Source organism: Maritimimonas sp. 2405UD52-3, from assembly GCF_056591715.1.
In genome coordinates this window covers 67,154-82,864 of the sequence record NZ_JBWQOL010000005.1, presented here as the reverse complement: position 1 = coordinate 82,864, position 15,711 = coordinate 67,154, and the positions used below count along the sequence as shown (strand labels likewise).

Here is a 15,711-nt window from a genome sequence, read left to right as displayed (position 1 = left end):
AAATGCCACCAATAAATTTTTAAAATTTAGCAGCTCCTGTGAAAATCAAACTAATAGCCATTGGTAAAACCGATGATAAACGATTGCAACAATTAATAAATGACTATCAACAGCGTTTAAAGCACTACATTAAGTTTGATTTAGATATTATACCAGATCTGAAAAATGCTAAAAATCTTTCACAAGCAGAGCAAAAAGAGAAAGAAGGGCAATTAATCCTTAAAAAACTAGGACCTTCAGATCAACTTATTTTATTAGACGAAAAAGGCCATGAATTTAGGTCAATTGAGTTTTCAAGATTCCTACAAAAGAAAATGAACTCAGGTTTAAAGCAATTGGTGTTGGTTATTGGTGGGCCTTATGGATTTTCAGAGGAGGTTTATAAAAAAGCTCAGGGCAAAATTTCCTTTTCTAAAATGACTTTTTCACATCAAATGATTCGTCTTTTTGTAGTGGAGCAACTTTACAGAGCCTTCACTATTTTACGAAATGAACCCTATCATCATGAATAGTCTATTTTATAGTCAATCCAACGTTATCCTCTAACCTTCCGGTAACGAGCCATCCTCCAAAATCTTCGGAAACTGCCATCAGTAAAGTATTCTTTCCTTTCTTTAAGTTGAGATATACTGCATCAAATAGCCCTACAGTGCCTAAATAACGATAATCTCTTGTGCGATAACCATTAGTACCCCAATACAAAGGTTTTCCATTAAGGATCACTACAACCCGATCACTATAACCAAATTCTAACTTTTTTAACTGATCCTTCTTTGAACTGATTTTCACTTTGGCAAAAACAGTATTGCCAGGTTTGTTATTTCTACGTTGAATCAACCTAGAAATATTTGCTGCAGTGCCTTCTTCAACATGAACTTTACCCATCCATTTTCGTGATTTGATAAGAGAATCAATAGCGCTAGATTTTTTTAAGAGCTTTTCATCAAACTTATTTGAAATTTGCCATTCTTGTATTAGCTTTTCAAGCTGCTTTCTTTCATTAGGTTTAAAGTTTTTTAATTCGGTCTTACTTTTATCAACTTTAATATTTGCCAGATGCATCCCTGAGCGATTACCTCCGGTAAAAACAATATCACCGGGTGCTGTTTTATGAAATAGTTGCCATGAGAGGTTAGGCTCCTCGCTGTAATCAAGAAATACTTGTGCTTTATTATCATTAACAACAATTTTTACATGTGTCCAGTCGTCATACTTATAATCATATGCAAATGAATATTTGGGCCCGAAATACAATTGCCATGACGTAATTCCGTTTGTGGTGGGTATGGCTTGATTTGCATCAGGCTTGCCTGGTAAATGTGGACGAATATACCAGTGCTCAGCATTAAGTCCATCGGTTCTAAAGTAAACACCTGGAAATGCCTGTTCTTTTTTTAAGTAGATATCATATTCTATTGTGCCATTTAAAAATTTAGTATCCTTTAAGGTTAGTGAACCTGCCTGTAAGTAGATGGCATTTTTACCCTTGTAATTTTCAATAACATGTGATTTAGATGTTATTTTAAAGTGGGCTGTATCTATGGGGATAATTTCTTGAGCATAACCGATAAAACCGATTAAAAAGATTAGGACAAGTAGATGTAGACGTTTCATATCAATGATTAAATAAGAATAATGAACCAAAACTCTTAAATGCCTTTCCATTTATGAAAACAAAACCGTTCAATTTCATTCATTGTTGTTCAACTAATATTTTTTGATCAAATTTGTTCTAATGAATAATTACGAAGAATTTGATAATGTTCAACGATGTTTGCGTCTTATAGAAACTCAGTTAGGATGGGGAGATGCTGCTACATGGCATAATGATGTTTTTATTGAATTAAGTGAAAAAATTCAGGAGCAAACGCATGTACTACTTAGCCCCACTACACTTAAAAGAGTGTGGGGTAAGGTACAATACGCCAATGCACCAAGCATTAGCACCTTAAATACCTTGGCGCAATTTTCGGGCTTTCTGAATTGGAGAGATTTTAAAATCAAGGGGAATACTAAAAAACCATCTTTTTTTGCCAGAAGAATAAATCCCAATTTAGGAGTGATTATGGGCTCAGCAGCGCTAATGACACTGCTTTTTATATCACTCTATTCATTAACAGATAGAAAAACTATTGAATCACCAGATTACTCAAAAATTGAATTTAAAAGTAGGCCGATTGCCTTGGGTTTGCCAAATTCTGTAGTTTTTGACTTTGATTTAACAGGAGTAAGGTCAGATAGTATTTATATACAGCAATATTGGGATCCTACAAAGACAATAGCAATCACTAAAGATCAAAAGCGAGCTACAGGGCAGTATTATTATCCGGGTTATTTTCGCGCTAAAATGGTCATAGATGGTAAAATTATCAAAGAACATGATCTCTTTATTAAAAGTGATGGTTGGTTGGGCACTATTGACTATAAACCCATTCCGAAATATATTAAAACTGAACAAATTATTTCAGATAAATTAGCATTTAAAAGTGAAATTATAGATGAGATCAAGTCTAGTGAAACACCATTACGATCCTCCTTTCATTATGTAAATGAACTGGTAAAGATTTCTGGAGATAATTTTGAACTCTCAACCTCTATTAGAAATATATATAGTGACAAATGGGCTGTTTGTCAAACTTCATCTATTGTTATTATAGGTACAAAAAGTGCATTTGTAGTACCCTTTTCTATTTTAGGATGTGTCTCAGAAATAGGAGTGATGTTAAGCGATGTTTATTTAGATGGCAAAAAACATGATCTATCTGCTTTAGGAGCGGATTTCTCTGAATTTAGAAAAATCAAAATTTCATCAAAAAATAAAAGCTTAAGTATTTTTATTGATGATCAAAATGTTCTTAGTCAACAATATACACAGTCCATTGGCGATGTAGCTGGAATACGATTCCGATTTTTAGGAGCGGGAGAGGTAGATTACCTTAAACTGACAAATGAAAACGGTGAACTCATCATCAATGATCATTTCAAGAATGAAGATTTCAACTAATCTTTAAGAGTAGTATAGATTAATGTATAGACTCTTTTAACTTTTTCTGATGGTATCTATCTTCTACCACACCTAAGGCGGCACCTACGATACCTGCATTATTCTGATAAGTAGCCGCTATAACTGGAGTATCAATGGTGATGAGGTCTTTAAACTGATCGAATTTTTTAGAGGCACCACCACCAATAATAATCTGATCTGGCGTAAGCATACGTTCTATGATTTTTAGGTATTTATTAAAACGTTTTGCCCATCGTTCTAAGGGTAAGTTATCTCGTTTTCTTGCTGAATCAGCGGCCCAATGTTCTATTTGCTCAAACTTCTTATATGGAAAACTACCCAATTCAAAATTAGGGATCAGATGACCGTTATAAAAAGCTCCAGAACCCAAACCTGTACCAATGGTGATCATCAATACAAATCCCATATGACCTTTACCAACACCAAAATGCATGGCTGCTATAGCAGCGGCGTCGGCATCATTAATAACGGTAAAATTAAGGCCTGTACGTTCTTTAAACAATGAATCTACCTGAACACCTTTCCAGCTTTTATGTAAATTACTATACTGTATAGCCTTTCCATGATGCACTACTGTTGGTAGTCCACAACCAACCTTGCCAGTCCAATTAAAATGATCAACAATAGCTTTTACCGTATCTGCAATATCATCAGGCTTACGACCTTCGGGTGTGGGGATACGATACCTTTCAGTAAGCAACTCACCTGTTTTGGTGTCAACAATGGCTCCTTTAATACCAGAACCACCAATATCAATACCTAAAATTTCCATTCATTACTAGTTAGCGTTGCCGAAAATGCAATTATTTTTTAATACTATCAAATAATTTGTAGGTCTACTTATCCTATTTTTGTTAACAGAGCTTAAAACAAATAACAATGAAATTATTAAATGAATTTAAAGAGTTTGCAGTCAAAGGTAATATGATGGATATGGCCATTGGTATCATCATAGGTGCTGCGTTTAATAAGGTAATAGATGTTTTGGTAAAACAAGTATTGATGCCCCCTTTATCACTACTTTCTAACGGAGTAAATTTAGAAAACAAAAAAATTGTGCTGAAGGAAGGTAGGGTAGATTCAGCGGGAGCCGTTTTGGTAGAAGAAGTAGCTATTGGTTATGGCGCTTTAGCGGAAGCCTTCTTAGATTTTTTGATTATTGGGTTTACTATTTTTGTAGTGGTAAAGGCTATGAACAGACTACGAGCCAAAGCACAAGATGCTAAAGATGAAACAGTTGTGACGCCTAAGGATATTGAACTTTTGAGTAAGATGAATGAGCTTTTAGAAGAACAGAATGCTTTATTAAGAACCAATAAATAAGTGATTATAATAAGCTAAGTGCTGTATGAGAACTATATCATAACAACACTTAGCAATCTTTTAAAGAGAATTTATTTAATTAAATTCTTATCGAAGTTCCATTAAATAATGGTACCGTCATTGAAAAGTTTTCACCAAGCATCAGCTTTTGTTCTTCCAATATACCTAATGCTATTTTTTCTCCCATTAATATTGATTCGTAATAATCGGTAAAATAATGAACACCTGCCCAATTTCTTCCTATAGAGATATTGGAAGCTAGTTTATTGAGTTCACCTTCAACTGTTAGGTGTGCAAGATTATTATCACAATCAAAGACAGGTACTTCTTTTAATTTTGAGCCATTTTCAACTGATACAAATGCTTTATTTGAGTCTTTACCATTTGCTTTAAATAAGGCCTTACAATCAAAAAATGCTTTTAGTATAGTGACACAAGCACCTGCTACAGTAGCATGCCCAGCTCCATAGGCAGGATGCATTGGTGAGCCTTCACAAAATGCCATAGGAAGCAAGTAATTTTTATCAGTCTTATCATCTGCACTTGGATTGAAGTCATCTACACATTTTAAAATTCCTGCATCGTTCAAAGCTTCAAAGGAACTTTTCAATTCAGGAGATATATCTTTTAGAAAGCCTATTTTATGAAATCTAGCGGCTAAAACCTCAGGTCTGCAACGTCTATGTATATTATACTTTTGAAAGCGAACCGCTTTTAAGGCACGAGTTGCTACTTCGGTAACCAGAGATAAAATATGCGGCCCTCCAAAATGCGCGAAGCCTTGTTGATGATCTCTATTATCATCTTCTTGAAATGGAATACCCGGATCAAAAGCGTAGCCATCACCTAATAAGATAAGGCAAGCATTTAAATAGGCTTCATAAAGTGCATCATAATGTACGTAGGTTGCTAAATCTCTGGGAGTATAAATAAACCGTCTATCTTTTGACACATAGTCCTCTAATTGCCCAACTGAAGCAGCATTTTGTACATCAAACCACTCATTCCAAGTTTGCATATAATCTTTATTTGGAACTGCTGTTCTTACTTTTTGTTCAATGGAAATAGCACCATAAGAGACTAAGCCGTCAGCTGGACTTCTTTCATTATCATTTCCATTAATGCCCGCATTTCCTATTAATAGAAACTGTGATAAATAAGGACCAACATCATCACCTGTTGTAATCCCTCTAAAAGCAGATGAAGGGTTGGGACATTGCCTGCCACATCTTCTCGCTTCTTCTTGAATGTTTAATTTCAATTCTGTGTTGGAGAACCAATCGAGTTTTTTTAATTTCTCGGTTTGTTCAAGAACTTTATTTACATCATTCTCTATGGTTTCTAAATCGCTAGAATTGGTTAAATGAATTCCTTCCGCCTTTATTGTACCACAATCTTTTAAATGTTTTTTTTCTATTACCCCGGCACTCATGGCATTAAAAGGTACATCTCTCAATAATGCCTGCACATAAACTTCAGCTATTTCTGCGGTGAGTTCTGCACTACCTAAGGCAGGTGCAGGAGGCATCGTTACTGCTTGGGCGTCTGGCCCTTCTAAATCAAAGGCTAATCCAGCACTTTGGCTTTCCCATGCTCTTAAACCTACTGCTTTTCCATCCTTTCCTCCAGTTTGAGCTTTCTTTGATTTCCATTTATTTTTTTCAGGTACTCCACAATTTCTTAAGTTTCCAATAAATTCATCGGGACCTAAAGGTGTGTCTCTAAAATCCCTTGGATCTCCACTGTCGATAGCTCTTATAAAATATTGATAATGTAATGGGTTGTTTAATAAACCTGTATCATGATTATGAGGCATTCCTTTGGTAAAACTCATTAAATAAGACGGTTTACCTTCTAATTTTATTTCCTCACCTTTCCCATGCTGTTTTTTATGGTAGTCTTTATGGCACTTCTCGACATCAGAGTCTTTTTTGTGCCTAAATTTTTGTTCATCACCATTAGAATAGTGTTCAGGGTGGTGCCTTTGTGTAGCAAGTTGATTTGCTTCGTTTCTTTTTTCCCATGCGGAAATTTTTCTGTTTCTTTTCATAGCATAAAAATTATTAATTAAACTTAATAATGGCAGGTAGAGATTACAAAAGTATACCAATGTACTATCTCTAGTCAAGAGGAAAATTCCTGTTTTTAAGGGGTTTTTTTCCCCTTTTTATCAACAGGAAAGAGCAGAAAGGTAGTTATGTTGGTCATGATTCAGCATAGTTTATTCTATCTCTAATACCCCCGCTTTTTCGGTGTATAATAACATCAGCTTTGTATTTTCTGGCTATGGTTTTGGCTTTTTTAATGGCAGTGCTTTGTTTTCTGTGTTTTGAATTAATGCGTTTGTTGCCTTCACGTCTTACTGCCGAACCATCTTTATAAGGTACTACGTGTTGGTGCTAGGTGCGTTTTTTAGTGCGGCTACTTTTAAAAAAGAGGTCAACGATTTGTTCTAAAAGATCTAACCAGAAATTGGCTTTGCGGCTTGTCATTGAAGGTGTTGACATTTTAAAATTCTATTCTCGATACAATTTTCTTTGATTTCGACTGCGCTCAATCTGACAGAAAATCACTCGAATTGACGAATTTTGTTAAAAGCTAGTTTTTTACCTTATAAGGTTTTAACTCTTCAAAAAAGAAATCATCATTGGGTACATCAAAGTCAAAGCCGGTGACTTCTAAATTGTTATTGGTCTTGATCTTGATGGTTCCAAAACTAAACCAGGCTTGGTCATGGTTCCAATTGATTTTCCAAACATCATAATGCCAATGGGTGAGGGTAGCTGACATCAAAGGTGAATGTTCAAAGTCCAGTTTTAATTGTTTGTTGGTATAGCTAATAACTATTTTACCATACATATCAGACTTATAAGTTCCTATAAATTTTTCAGGAGGCGTTATAGGCTTGGTATTTAACACTCGTTTTTTGAGGCGGTATTCAATTCGGGTATCTCGTTCTCTGCGTTTGTTGTAGCGGTTTAAATAGTGCGCAGACCAATCCTTGCCATTCTCAACACCTAAAAACTGATCGAGTGCATAATTGACCGCAGCCGGATACGGACTCTTAGTCCCATTGGTCAAAACCACCACGCCTAAATTCTCATCAGGTATCAAGGTCACAGCCGTCAACATACCATCATATCCGCCTGTGTGACTTACACGCAATCTGCCTTGATAATCGCTTAAGCCCCAACCCAATCCGTAGCCTCTAAAATGTGTGTTGTTATCATTTTTTGAGGTATGATCTACCGTAAAATTGTTATGTGGTTTCCAAACCCTATTTCTGGTTGCCTTGGTTAACAAGGTATCGGTTCCATGAATTCCATGATCTAAATTAAAGAGCATCCATTTGGCAACATCAGAAACACTTGAATAGAGTCCGCCGGTTGCTGCGACGTTGTCCCAGCTGGTAAGGGCAATGGCTTTGTTCTTTCCACTGCGATAGACATGTGGTGTGGCATAATTACCTTTCGTTTTGACGTCAGAGAGTTTATAAACGGTGCGATCCATACCCAAAGGATCTAAAATACGTTCTTTGACATTTTCACCCCAGCTTTTCCCAGTAACGGCTTCTATAAGTTCACCGGCAGTGATATACATTAAATTAGAATAGCCAAAGCCATCTCTAAACTCAAAGGCTTGTGGCACATGCTTAAAACGCTTGATGAGGTCTTTAGCAGGTAGATCTGACTTGTACCAGATATTATCACCGCTAAAGGTACCCAGACCCACACGATGACTTAATAAGTCTTTAATCGTAACATTGTTACTTACCCATGAATCATACAGTTCAAAATAAGGGAGGTGTGTTTTTACTTTGTCATCCCAATTCAGTTTTCCTTCTTGTACCAGCATTCCGATTAAGGCAGAGGTAAAGGCTTTTGAATTTGAAGCAATCGCATATAAGGTATTTTCATCGGGCTTTTCGTTACTACCTATTTTTTTCTCGCCGTAACTACCGGTAAAGACCAGTTCTCCATCTTTTACGATACCAATCGTAACGCTAGGTACTTCCCAGTCTTTGACCATTTGTTCATAGTAGTCATCTAGTGCTTTAAGATCAACAGTAGTGGTTTGTGCATATAATTCGATACAAAGAAAGAGGGTGATACTAAGAAGAAGGCTGACTTTTTTCATTATGTGAAGGTTTTTGTTAGTTATCAAAACAGGTTATGAATAACGTGTGGCTACGAAGTTCGGGTATTTCTTTGAGAATGTCAACAAGCATGTTTTTTGGTTTAAGTTCTATTTAATTGTTCTTCATTTTTTACTTGATGAAAAAACGAAGCAAAAAAATCAAGTCAAAGTAAGGAAATCACTTCGTACCATTCACTCTCAACTCTACATGATTATTGCTTTGTAATGCAATTCCGCGTTTCCGCTCATTATTTCTGGACTTTAACCATTCTACCATTAAATTTCACGTCATTGCGAGGCTTTATTCAAAAGCTGTGGCAATCTACCAAATGGGATTTATGCTAAATAGATTACTTCAGCCCAAGGCCTTGGCCATTATCGAATATTTAAACTTCATTATTTGTAGGCTAATAAAAAGGTTCCTGGTTGCAGTTTGATACCATCAAGACTGGCTCGGCCACGGCCCAGTACAAGGATTGGTTTTCCTGCTTTGTCTCTGAGACGCGCCAGTTTCAGCACGAGGCGCTGGTTCTCACGATAATAAGAATGGGGTCCGACTATCAAGTAGCTTTCATTACCAAAAGCTGAAATAGTTCTTCGATGGGTATTACTAATACCGAGCGGATAGAGCGTAGTTCCGTCACTCGCAGCATTGGTTGAGATAATAGCTCCCAGTTGTTTTTTCCCTAAAAGCAGTACTTTTTTTAACTGCGTAACTTGGTAACGCTTCATGCGCTCAATGACCTCCGCTACATATTCACCGTCAGGATGCTGATCAAGATACGTCAAATAGGCCTGGTCTGTGTTGCTTGCCAAAGCTCTTGTATAGTCGCCTTTATCGGTTTGAAGCCGTATTCTTTTATTTCGTTGCTCTTCAAAAAGAGATCGATGTTCTGCAACTCGCTGAAAATTAGCATCTTTTCTGCACCGTATACGATAATTTGAATAGTGAGCATTCGATAAATCTTTGGAGGCAAGTAATGCTTCACCTTCCATTTTACAGAGTGCTGCCCATTCAACTTTATCAGGATTATAATTCAAACATTTTTTGAAATAATAATTATCCCGGTCAACAATATAGGGTTGCTGTGCACTGTAATCCTGAAAATACAAATTGCATAAAGTACGGCTCATTTTTTCGGAAAGTTCACGATCAATTTTATACTTGTGCTTATCTACAAGATCAGTTAGGTCTTTGATATCTTTGCGTTTAACAGCCTCTTGAAAACGTGTATGCCAGTATAACTTTTGTATTTCATAGCGCTTATCACTTCTAAGATATCTATCCAGAAAGGTTTTGTATAGAATACTGAGATTTGATTCTTTAGCATTGTTATAGGCGTTTGTTTCTAACATATTTTCAAAATCATACTTATTTTCTAGATATGATGGAGCAATTTCAATATAATAAGTTTCAGTTGTTTTAGGATCCTGTACCGTAAAGAAGTACATGCCTTCTATATCTTCTTCATAGGCCATTAGCTGATATTTTTTGCGAGCCTTTAATTTCTTTTTACCCTTTTCTGCACAATATTTATCCTGACAAGTACTGATTCTTGTTTTGAAACTTATTTCCAATAATTGTGCGTTTGTAAGTTGAGTACTAAAACAACTTACAGCAATAAATAAAGAGAATATTCTGAGTAACATTGACATGGGAGTGCAGTCTATTAACTTAATAATCAGATCTTTGATAAAGATACTGAATTTATTTATTAGTATATTCAGTTTGCTCTCAGAATAAAAAATGGAATCTAAGCTACTGTCTGAACGATTCAAGATCAGTTTGGTTCGGCACTGTATATCACAGGCATTTGTCCTTTCCATTGTCTCCATAGCTCAGCATCGTGAATTAGCCGAGCCATGCAATGGGCAACATTAATTCTACTGACTTTACCGGCATCAAAAATGGCGCTTCGGATAGGTGCGGGGTGTAGTTCATAATCAGTGACGATATCTTCATCAATTAAACCATCAGGCCTTACTGTCACCCACTCTATGATTGGATGCTTTTGCCCAACTTGCGTTTGTAAAAAATGGGCTGCCTTTTCATTATCCACATGAGGTGGGAGAAGCAGTCGTAATAAGCCTACCACAAGTTTTTGTCCTAATGAAATAGGTACGTTCAAATCTCTATTTCTTACACCTGATGAACTCATCAATACATATTTGACTGGGGTAGTTTGCTTCGTTGCTTCTATGGCGACACACAAGCGTCGCACTGCATCAGTTACCAATCGTCGAGGCTTTCCATAGACACCTTTGAAGGTCATATTGTGCCCTAAACAAGAAGCAATAGCATTGCAATCTTGAACAATAGTTTGCATTTCGGCGTCGGTCAACTCCAGTACACTGGCAATACTGATCTCCAGATTCCTATTGTTTTTCCAAGATTCAGGGAGTTTTGCAGTGGAGCGCACGATAATTTTCACCTGATGTTCCAGGTGAAGCAATTGTTCAACCAGTTTAGTTCCCGTAGCGCCGCTAGCACCTACAACGAGTGTTTTCATCTATTTTGTTCTTTACACTACTTTAGTAATTCTTTATACCAAAAGTGGGTAAAAAGATATCTTTTACAATGGCAAAAGGTAGCTTATCTTCCTGAGAATTATAGGCACCACCCGTGAAACGGCAATAGTATTTAGCTCAGGAAAGACAAAGATATACTGTCCGCCATTACCTGTAGCTGTTTTAGCAATGGTCTTTTTGTTATTTATAAGAAAAGGAATGTTCCACCAAAGATAACCGTAGTCTAAATTGGCAATCTTCGTTACAGCTGTTGTTGACTGCTCAATCCAGTTTTCTGAAATGACTTGTACGTTACCCCATTTACCTTTGTTAAGCACAAGCTGACCAATTTTCGCTAGATCACGCGGTTGCATATATAATCGTTTTGCAGATGGGAGTACCTCTTTTTTTGATGTATGTGCCCAAGAATAATTGGTAATTGCAAGTGGTTTAAATAAATAAGTGCTTGCAAATTCGTTGATAAGCATACCTGATGCACGTGATACAATTTCAGCAAGTAAAATAGTGCCCATAGAGCAATAATTGGACACTGAACCTGGCTCATTGAGCATAGGCAAGTCAAGGGTGAACTGTAACCAATCTTTTTTACGATAAACTTTATCTTCCTGACCCTTCGAATTTTTATTGAAATCATTACAATCATAGCCCGGTGACATAGTCAATAGATGCCGAATGGTAATTTTCTCTTTACGAGGATCCAGATTTTTCTTAGCGACGGGGGTTTTTAAATACTTGGTAATAGGGTCGTCAATGGAAGTAATAAAGCCTTTATCTATGGCAATACCTACTAATAGTGAGCGAATACTTTTGGTCACGGATCGCAGATCCTGTTGACTATTTAGGGCGTAGTCATTAAAATATTCTTCAACAATAAGTTGATTATTTTTAATAAATAAAGCACTGTGCAATTGATGTTTAGCACCTTTTAATTGACTAAATAATTGATGTACTCTAGTTGAATCTAGACCTAGGTCGCTAAGGTTATTGGTTTTCCAACCATCATTAAGTTGTAACGGTTTTACATAGGTATAAGATTGCGCAGTAATGAGTCCGCCTGTATATAACAGGAAAATGAGTAGTAGCAATGTCTTTTTTTGCATAGAAGAGCGAAGTTCGAGTTTTTAGATGATAGAAGCAAGTGAGATTTGTGATATGAGAATATTATTTTAAGATTTCTTTAGCGTTTTAACTAAATACGAATCCCTAATTTGCGTTCAACAAAATTTAAACGGATGAAAATCAATATAAAGCTCGTACTCTCATTTACAATGCTATTCATCCTGGTACCGTTTCTTTTTATTTTTCCATTTTATGGAATGACAAATGCTGAGCAACCAACTCAGCAAATAGAACAAGTAACTTGTACAAACTTGAAGAATACTTCAGCACAAAAGGAATCTGGTATACCAAAAGCTAGCAAAATCACTACTAATAGAAAATCGTGTGGTACTAGCTAGAAGGATAGTAAGGAAAAAATGTTTAGACAGTTATTTTACCTTACATATTTTTCGTTTCCAAAGTCTATACCCCTTACGATTCATGTGTAAATTATCTTCGGTAAAAATTTTAGCTTTAGGAAGTCCCTTTTTTGTAAGCATTATATCCCAAATATTTATATAGGTTAATTTTAGGTTGGTTGCAGAATAAGTTTTTAGTAGCTTATTAAAGCTTTCATACTTCTCTTTTAGATGCCAACGAGAAGGGCTTGGCTTTGCACTAATCAAATAAATATGGGTGTTAGGCAGTACGTTATGAATCTTACCAACTACTTGTTTCATGGTGGTCAAAATTGAGTCTGGCATCTTGCCAGCATTGATATCATTATCGCCTTCATAGATAAAAACCTTTTTAGCTTTATATCTTAGCACTAATTCATCCAAAAAATAGAGTAAGTCGGAGGTCTGTGAGCCGCCAAAACCGGTATTGACTACCGTATACTGTTGGCAATCGTTGGTTAGACCTTCCCAAAGACGCATACTAGAACTTCCTGTAAAAACAGCTAGATTTTTAGCTTTTGGAATCGGAAGTTGTTTTAGTGAGTCAATTTCGGTATCAAAGCGTTGTGGATCTTGGGCATACGTGATTAAAGTGCTTATAAAAACGAATAGTGAAAAGAATCTTTTCATAAATGATCAAATAGAGTTTGAAGGTACATAATTGCGCTGAATCTTATTATTTTAGCAAGATGAAATTAGTATTTGCTACCCATAACAGGAATAAACTAATAGAAGTGCAGCAGTTATTACCTGAAAGTTTAGAATTGTTAAGTTTGACTGATATCAATTGTCATGAAGAGATTCCTGAAACTGCTAGTACATTGGTAGGTAATGCACAGATAAAAGCCAATTTTGTGAAGCAAAACTATGGTTATGATTGTTTTGCTGATGATACAGGTCTACAAGTAAATGCCTTAAATGGGGAGCCTGGTGTGTATTCAGCGCGCTATGCAGGCACACCAAGAGATGCCGAGGCAAATATGCAGAAGTTGTTAGATAATCTTAAAGATAAAAACGATAGGAGTGCCCAGTTTAAAACAGCTATTGCACTGAATCTTGATGGAAAACAACATGTATTTGAAGGGATATGCAAAGGTGAGATATTGTATAAGAAAAGAGGAGCGCAAGGTTTTGGGTATGACCCTATTTTTCAACCAGAAGGGTTTAATACTTCCTTTGCTGAAATGAGTATGGAACAGAAAGGGTCCATTAGTCATAGGGGTAGGGCAGTGAAGAAATTAGTAGAATTTCTTGTGAATTTCGTGTCAATCCCGATAGCTATCGGGACGGAATGACAAATAAATTAAAAATAAATTCCCAGATGATTCATTTCATTGGTTAGCTGTTGACTATTCTTAAATTGAATAGCATGAATACCTAAAGTTCTGGCAGCTTCTACATTTTTGATATTGTCATCAATAAACACAGATTTTTCGGGAGTAATATTATAACGATCTAAGATGATTTCATAGATTTTTTTATAAGGTTTTCTGGTTTTTTCTTCGCCAGAAACAACAATACCTTTAAAATATTGTAAAAAGTCATAGCGTTCTAAGGCTACGGGAAAAGTCTCTGCACTCCAGTTGGTCAATGCATATAGCGAATGACTATTGGCATTTTTTATTTTGTTTAAAATATCAACTCCTTCTTGAATGGGCCCGCCTAGCATTTCCGTCCAACGCTCATAATATGTTCTTATGAGATCTTCATGTTCAGGGTATTGTTGAATCAAAACTTTATTGCCTTCTTCTATTAACCTACCGGCATCATGTTCTTCATTCCACTCCATGGTGCAGATATTGTTTAAAAACCAATCTACTTTGGCTTCATCACCATTAAAAACTTGGCGATATACATATTTAGGATTCCAGTCAATAAGAACACCACCAAGATCGTAGATAATTGTGTTGATTTTAGGCATAAATTATTTAAATATGAAATTCAAAAACTTTTAGATTAATATTCTTAACTCTTAACTCTTAACTCTTAACTCTTAACTCTTAACTCTTAACTCTTAACTCTTAACTCTTAACTCTTAACTCTTAACTTGCTTCTGTCCATTTGCCATCAAATAAGCCTTTAAAAATGCGTCAATATCTCCATCCATTACGGCGTCTACATTGCCAGTTTCTTCAGCTGTACGAACGTCTTTCACTAATTTATATGGATGCATCACATAATTTCGAATCTGACTTCCCCATTCGTTTTTCATTTTGTTGGCCTCAATATCTGCTCTGGCTTCCTGACGTTTTTCCAATTCAATTTGATACAACTGTGATTTTAACATCTGCAAAGCAGTAGCTCGGTTATCATGTTGTGATCTTGAATTAGAGCATGAAATCTGAATTCCCGTAGGTTTATGTGTCAACTGCACTTTTGTTTCTACCTTATTTACATTTTGTCCACCGGCACCACTTGAGCGCGCCGTAGTAATTTCAATATCAGCAGGATTAATTTCTATTTCAATTGTATCATCCGCTAAGGGATACACATATACCGAAGCAAAAGATGTATGACGTTTGGCATTACTATCAAAAGGTGAAATACGCACCAAGCGGTGTACTCCATTTTCACCTTTAAGCCAGCCAAAAGCATAGTCGCCATCAAATTGTAAAGAAACTGTTTTGATTCCGGCTACATCGCCTTCCTGATAGTTTAATTCTTTGATTTTCATACCGTGTTTTTCTCCCCACATCATGTACATGCGCATGAGCATAGAAGCCCAATCACAGCTCTCAGTACCTCCGGCACCAGCAGTAATTTGTAAAACGGCATTTAGATCATCACCTTCTTCAGAAAGCATATTTTTAAACTCCATTTCTTCTAAAAACGAACTTGCTTTTTGGTATATTTCAGTAATTTCTTCTTCGCTTGCTTCACCATCCTTATAAAAATCATATAATATTTGAAGTTCCTCACTATCTGTTTTCGCAGTATTATAATCTTCTACCCACTTCTTTTTAAATCGTAGTGAACGCATCAATTTTTCAGCTTCCTTAGGGTCATTCCAAAAATTAGGATCTGCAGACTTTTCCTCTTCATTAGAAATCTCAATGAGCTTTTGGTCAATATTTAAATAGCCTTTCAGTTTTTCAACGCGCTCATTAATATCTTTTATCTGGTCTTGTGTAATCATAGTTGAGAGCAAAAATACACTTTAATAAACAACCGTAAAACTTAATTTGCCCCTCAAATTGACAT

General features: G+C 36.0%; 15 protein-coding genes and 1 pseudogene. 5 read left to right on the top strand and 11 right to left on the bottom strand.

Annotated elements, in window-relative coordinates; genetic code table 11:
- The first annotated feature begins 38 nt into the window (after positions 1-38).
- Positions 39-512 carry a 23S rRNA (pseudouridine(1915)-N(3))-methyltransferase RlmH gene (gene rlmH / locus AC1EU5_RS12285; RefSeq protein ID WP_480192693.1) on the top strand — a complete coding sequence of 158 codons (474 nt, stop codon included), beginning with the start codon at positions 39-41 and terminating at the stop codon, positions 510-512.
- Position 513: 1 nt separating this feature from the next.
- On the opposite strand, the gene AC1EU5_RS12280 is transcribed toward rlmH, so the two are convergent.
- Positions 514-1,614: a hypothetical protein gene (locus AC1EU5_RS12280; protein WP_480192692.1), complete on the bottom strand. Its 1,101-nt coding sequence runs from the start codon at positions 1,612-1,614 to the stop codon at positions 514-516.
- A 121-nt stretch (positions 1,615-1,735) separates the two neighbouring features.
- On the opposite strand from AC1EU5_RS12280, the gene AC1EU5_RS12275 reads away from it, so the two are divergent.
- Positions 1,736-3,004 (top strand): hypothetical protein, encoded by a 1,269-nt coding sequence (locus tag AC1EU5_RS12275; protein ID WP_480192691.1) that lies wholly within the window; start codon positions 1,736-1,738, stop codon positions 3,002-3,004.
- A gap of 19 nt (positions 3,005-3,023) precedes the next feature.
- Here AC1EU5_RS12275 and ppgK read toward each other — a convergent pair whose 3' ends face one another.
- Complete coding sequence (gene ppgK / locus AC1EU5_RS12270) at positions 3,024-3,797, bottom strand: polyphosphate--glucose phosphotransferase (protein ID WP_480192690.1); 774 nt, start codon at positions 3,795-3,797, stop codon at positions 3,024-3,026.
- Between the two features lie 107 nt (positions 3,798-3,904).
- Here ppgK and mscL point away from each other — a divergent pair, with 107 nt between their 5' ends.
- Positions 3,905-4,348: a large conductance mechanosensitive channel protein MscL gene (gene mscL / locus AC1EU5_RS12265; protein ID WP_480192689.1), complete on the top strand. Its 444-nt coding sequence runs from the start codon at positions 3,905-3,907 to the stop codon at positions 4,346-4,348.
- Positions 4,349-4,427: 79 nt separating this feature from the next.
- Here the strand turns inward: mscL and AC1EU5_RS12260 are convergent, their stop codons facing one another.
- From AC1EU5_RS12260 to AC1EU5_RS12235, 6 genes and pseudogenes are all read right to left on the bottom strand, one after another.
- The gene (locus AC1EU5_RS12260; protein WP_480192688.1) at positions 4,428-6,398 is read right to left on the bottom strand and encodes a vanadium-dependent haloperoxidase; all 1,971 of its coding nucleotides are present in this window, start codon (positions 6,396-6,398) and stop codon (positions 4,428-4,430) included.
- A gap of 154 nt (positions 6,399-6,552) precedes the next feature.
- Positions 6,553-6,732 (bottom strand): annotated as a pseudogene (locus tag AC1EU5_RS12255) (DUF2188 domain-containing protein); the annotation flags it as partial.
- A 214-nt stretch (positions 6,733-6,946) separates the two neighbouring features.
- On the bottom strand, positions 6,947-8,485 hold the full coding sequence (locus AC1EU5_RS12250; protein ID WP_480192687.1) for a serine hydrolase: 1,539 nt from the start codon (positions 8,483-8,485) through the stop codon (positions 6,947-6,949).
- A gap of 396 nt (positions 8,486-8,881) precedes the next feature.
- Positions 8,882-10,264: a hypothetical protein gene (locus tag AC1EU5_RS12245; RefSeq protein ID WP_480192686.1), complete on the bottom strand. Its 1,383-nt coding sequence runs from the start codon at positions 10,262-10,264 to the stop codon at positions 8,882-8,884.
- 2 nt (positions 10,265-10,266) lie between these two features.
- On the bottom strand, positions 10,267-10,995 hold the full coding sequence (locus AC1EU5_RS12240) for an NAD(P)-dependent oxidoreductase (protein ID WP_480192685.1): 729 nt from the start codon (positions 10,993-10,995) through the stop codon (positions 10,267-10,269).
- A 63-nt stretch (positions 10,996-11,058) separates the two neighbouring features.
- Entirely contained in the window at positions 11,059-12,114 is a 1,056-nt protein-coding gene (locus tag AC1EU5_RS12235) for a serine hydrolase domain-containing protein (RefSeq protein WP_480192684.1), read from the bottom strand.
- A 132-nt stretch (positions 12,115-12,246) separates the two neighbouring features.
- Between AC1EU5_RS12235 and AC1EU5_RS12230 the strand changes: the two genes are divergently transcribed.
- Positions 12,247-12,471: a hypothetical protein gene (locus AC1EU5_RS12230; RefSeq protein WP_480192683.1), complete on the top strand. Its 225-nt coding sequence runs from the start codon at positions 12,247-12,249 to the stop codon at positions 12,469-12,471.
- A gap of 30 nt (positions 12,472-12,501) precedes the next feature.
- Here the strand turns inward: AC1EU5_RS12230 and AC1EU5_RS12225 are convergent, their stop codons facing one another.
- The gene (locus tag AC1EU5_RS12225; RefSeq protein ID WP_480192682.1) at positions 12,502-13,140 is read right to left on the bottom strand and encodes a GDSL-type esterase/lipase family protein; all 639 of its coding nucleotides are present in this window, start codon (positions 13,138-13,140) and stop codon (positions 12,502-12,504) included.
- Between the two features lie 59 nt (positions 13,141-13,199).
- Here AC1EU5_RS12225 and AC1EU5_RS12220 point away from each other — a divergent pair, with 59 nt between their 5' ends.
- The gene (locus tag AC1EU5_RS12220) at positions 13,200-13,805 is read left to right on the top strand and encodes a non-canonical purine NTP diphosphatase (protein ID WP_480192681.1); all 606 of its coding nucleotides are present in this window, start codon (positions 13,200-13,202) and stop codon (positions 13,803-13,805) included.
- Between the two features lie 8 nt (positions 13,806-13,813).
- Here AC1EU5_RS12220 and AC1EU5_RS12215 read toward each other — a convergent pair whose 3' ends face one another.
- A complete protein-coding gene (locus AC1EU5_RS12215) occupies positions 13,814-14,431 on the bottom strand; it encodes an HAD family hydrolase (RefSeq protein WP_480192680.1) in 618 nt (205 codons plus the stop codon).
- A 114-nt stretch (positions 14,432-14,545) separates the two neighbouring features.
- Positions 14,546-15,646: a peptide chain release factor 2 gene (prfB, locus tag AC1EU5_RS12210; protein WP_480192679.1), complete on the bottom strand. Its 1,101-nt coding sequence runs from the start codon at positions 15,644-15,646 to the stop codon at positions 14,546-14,548.
- Positions 15,647-15,711 lie beyond the last annotated feature (65 nt).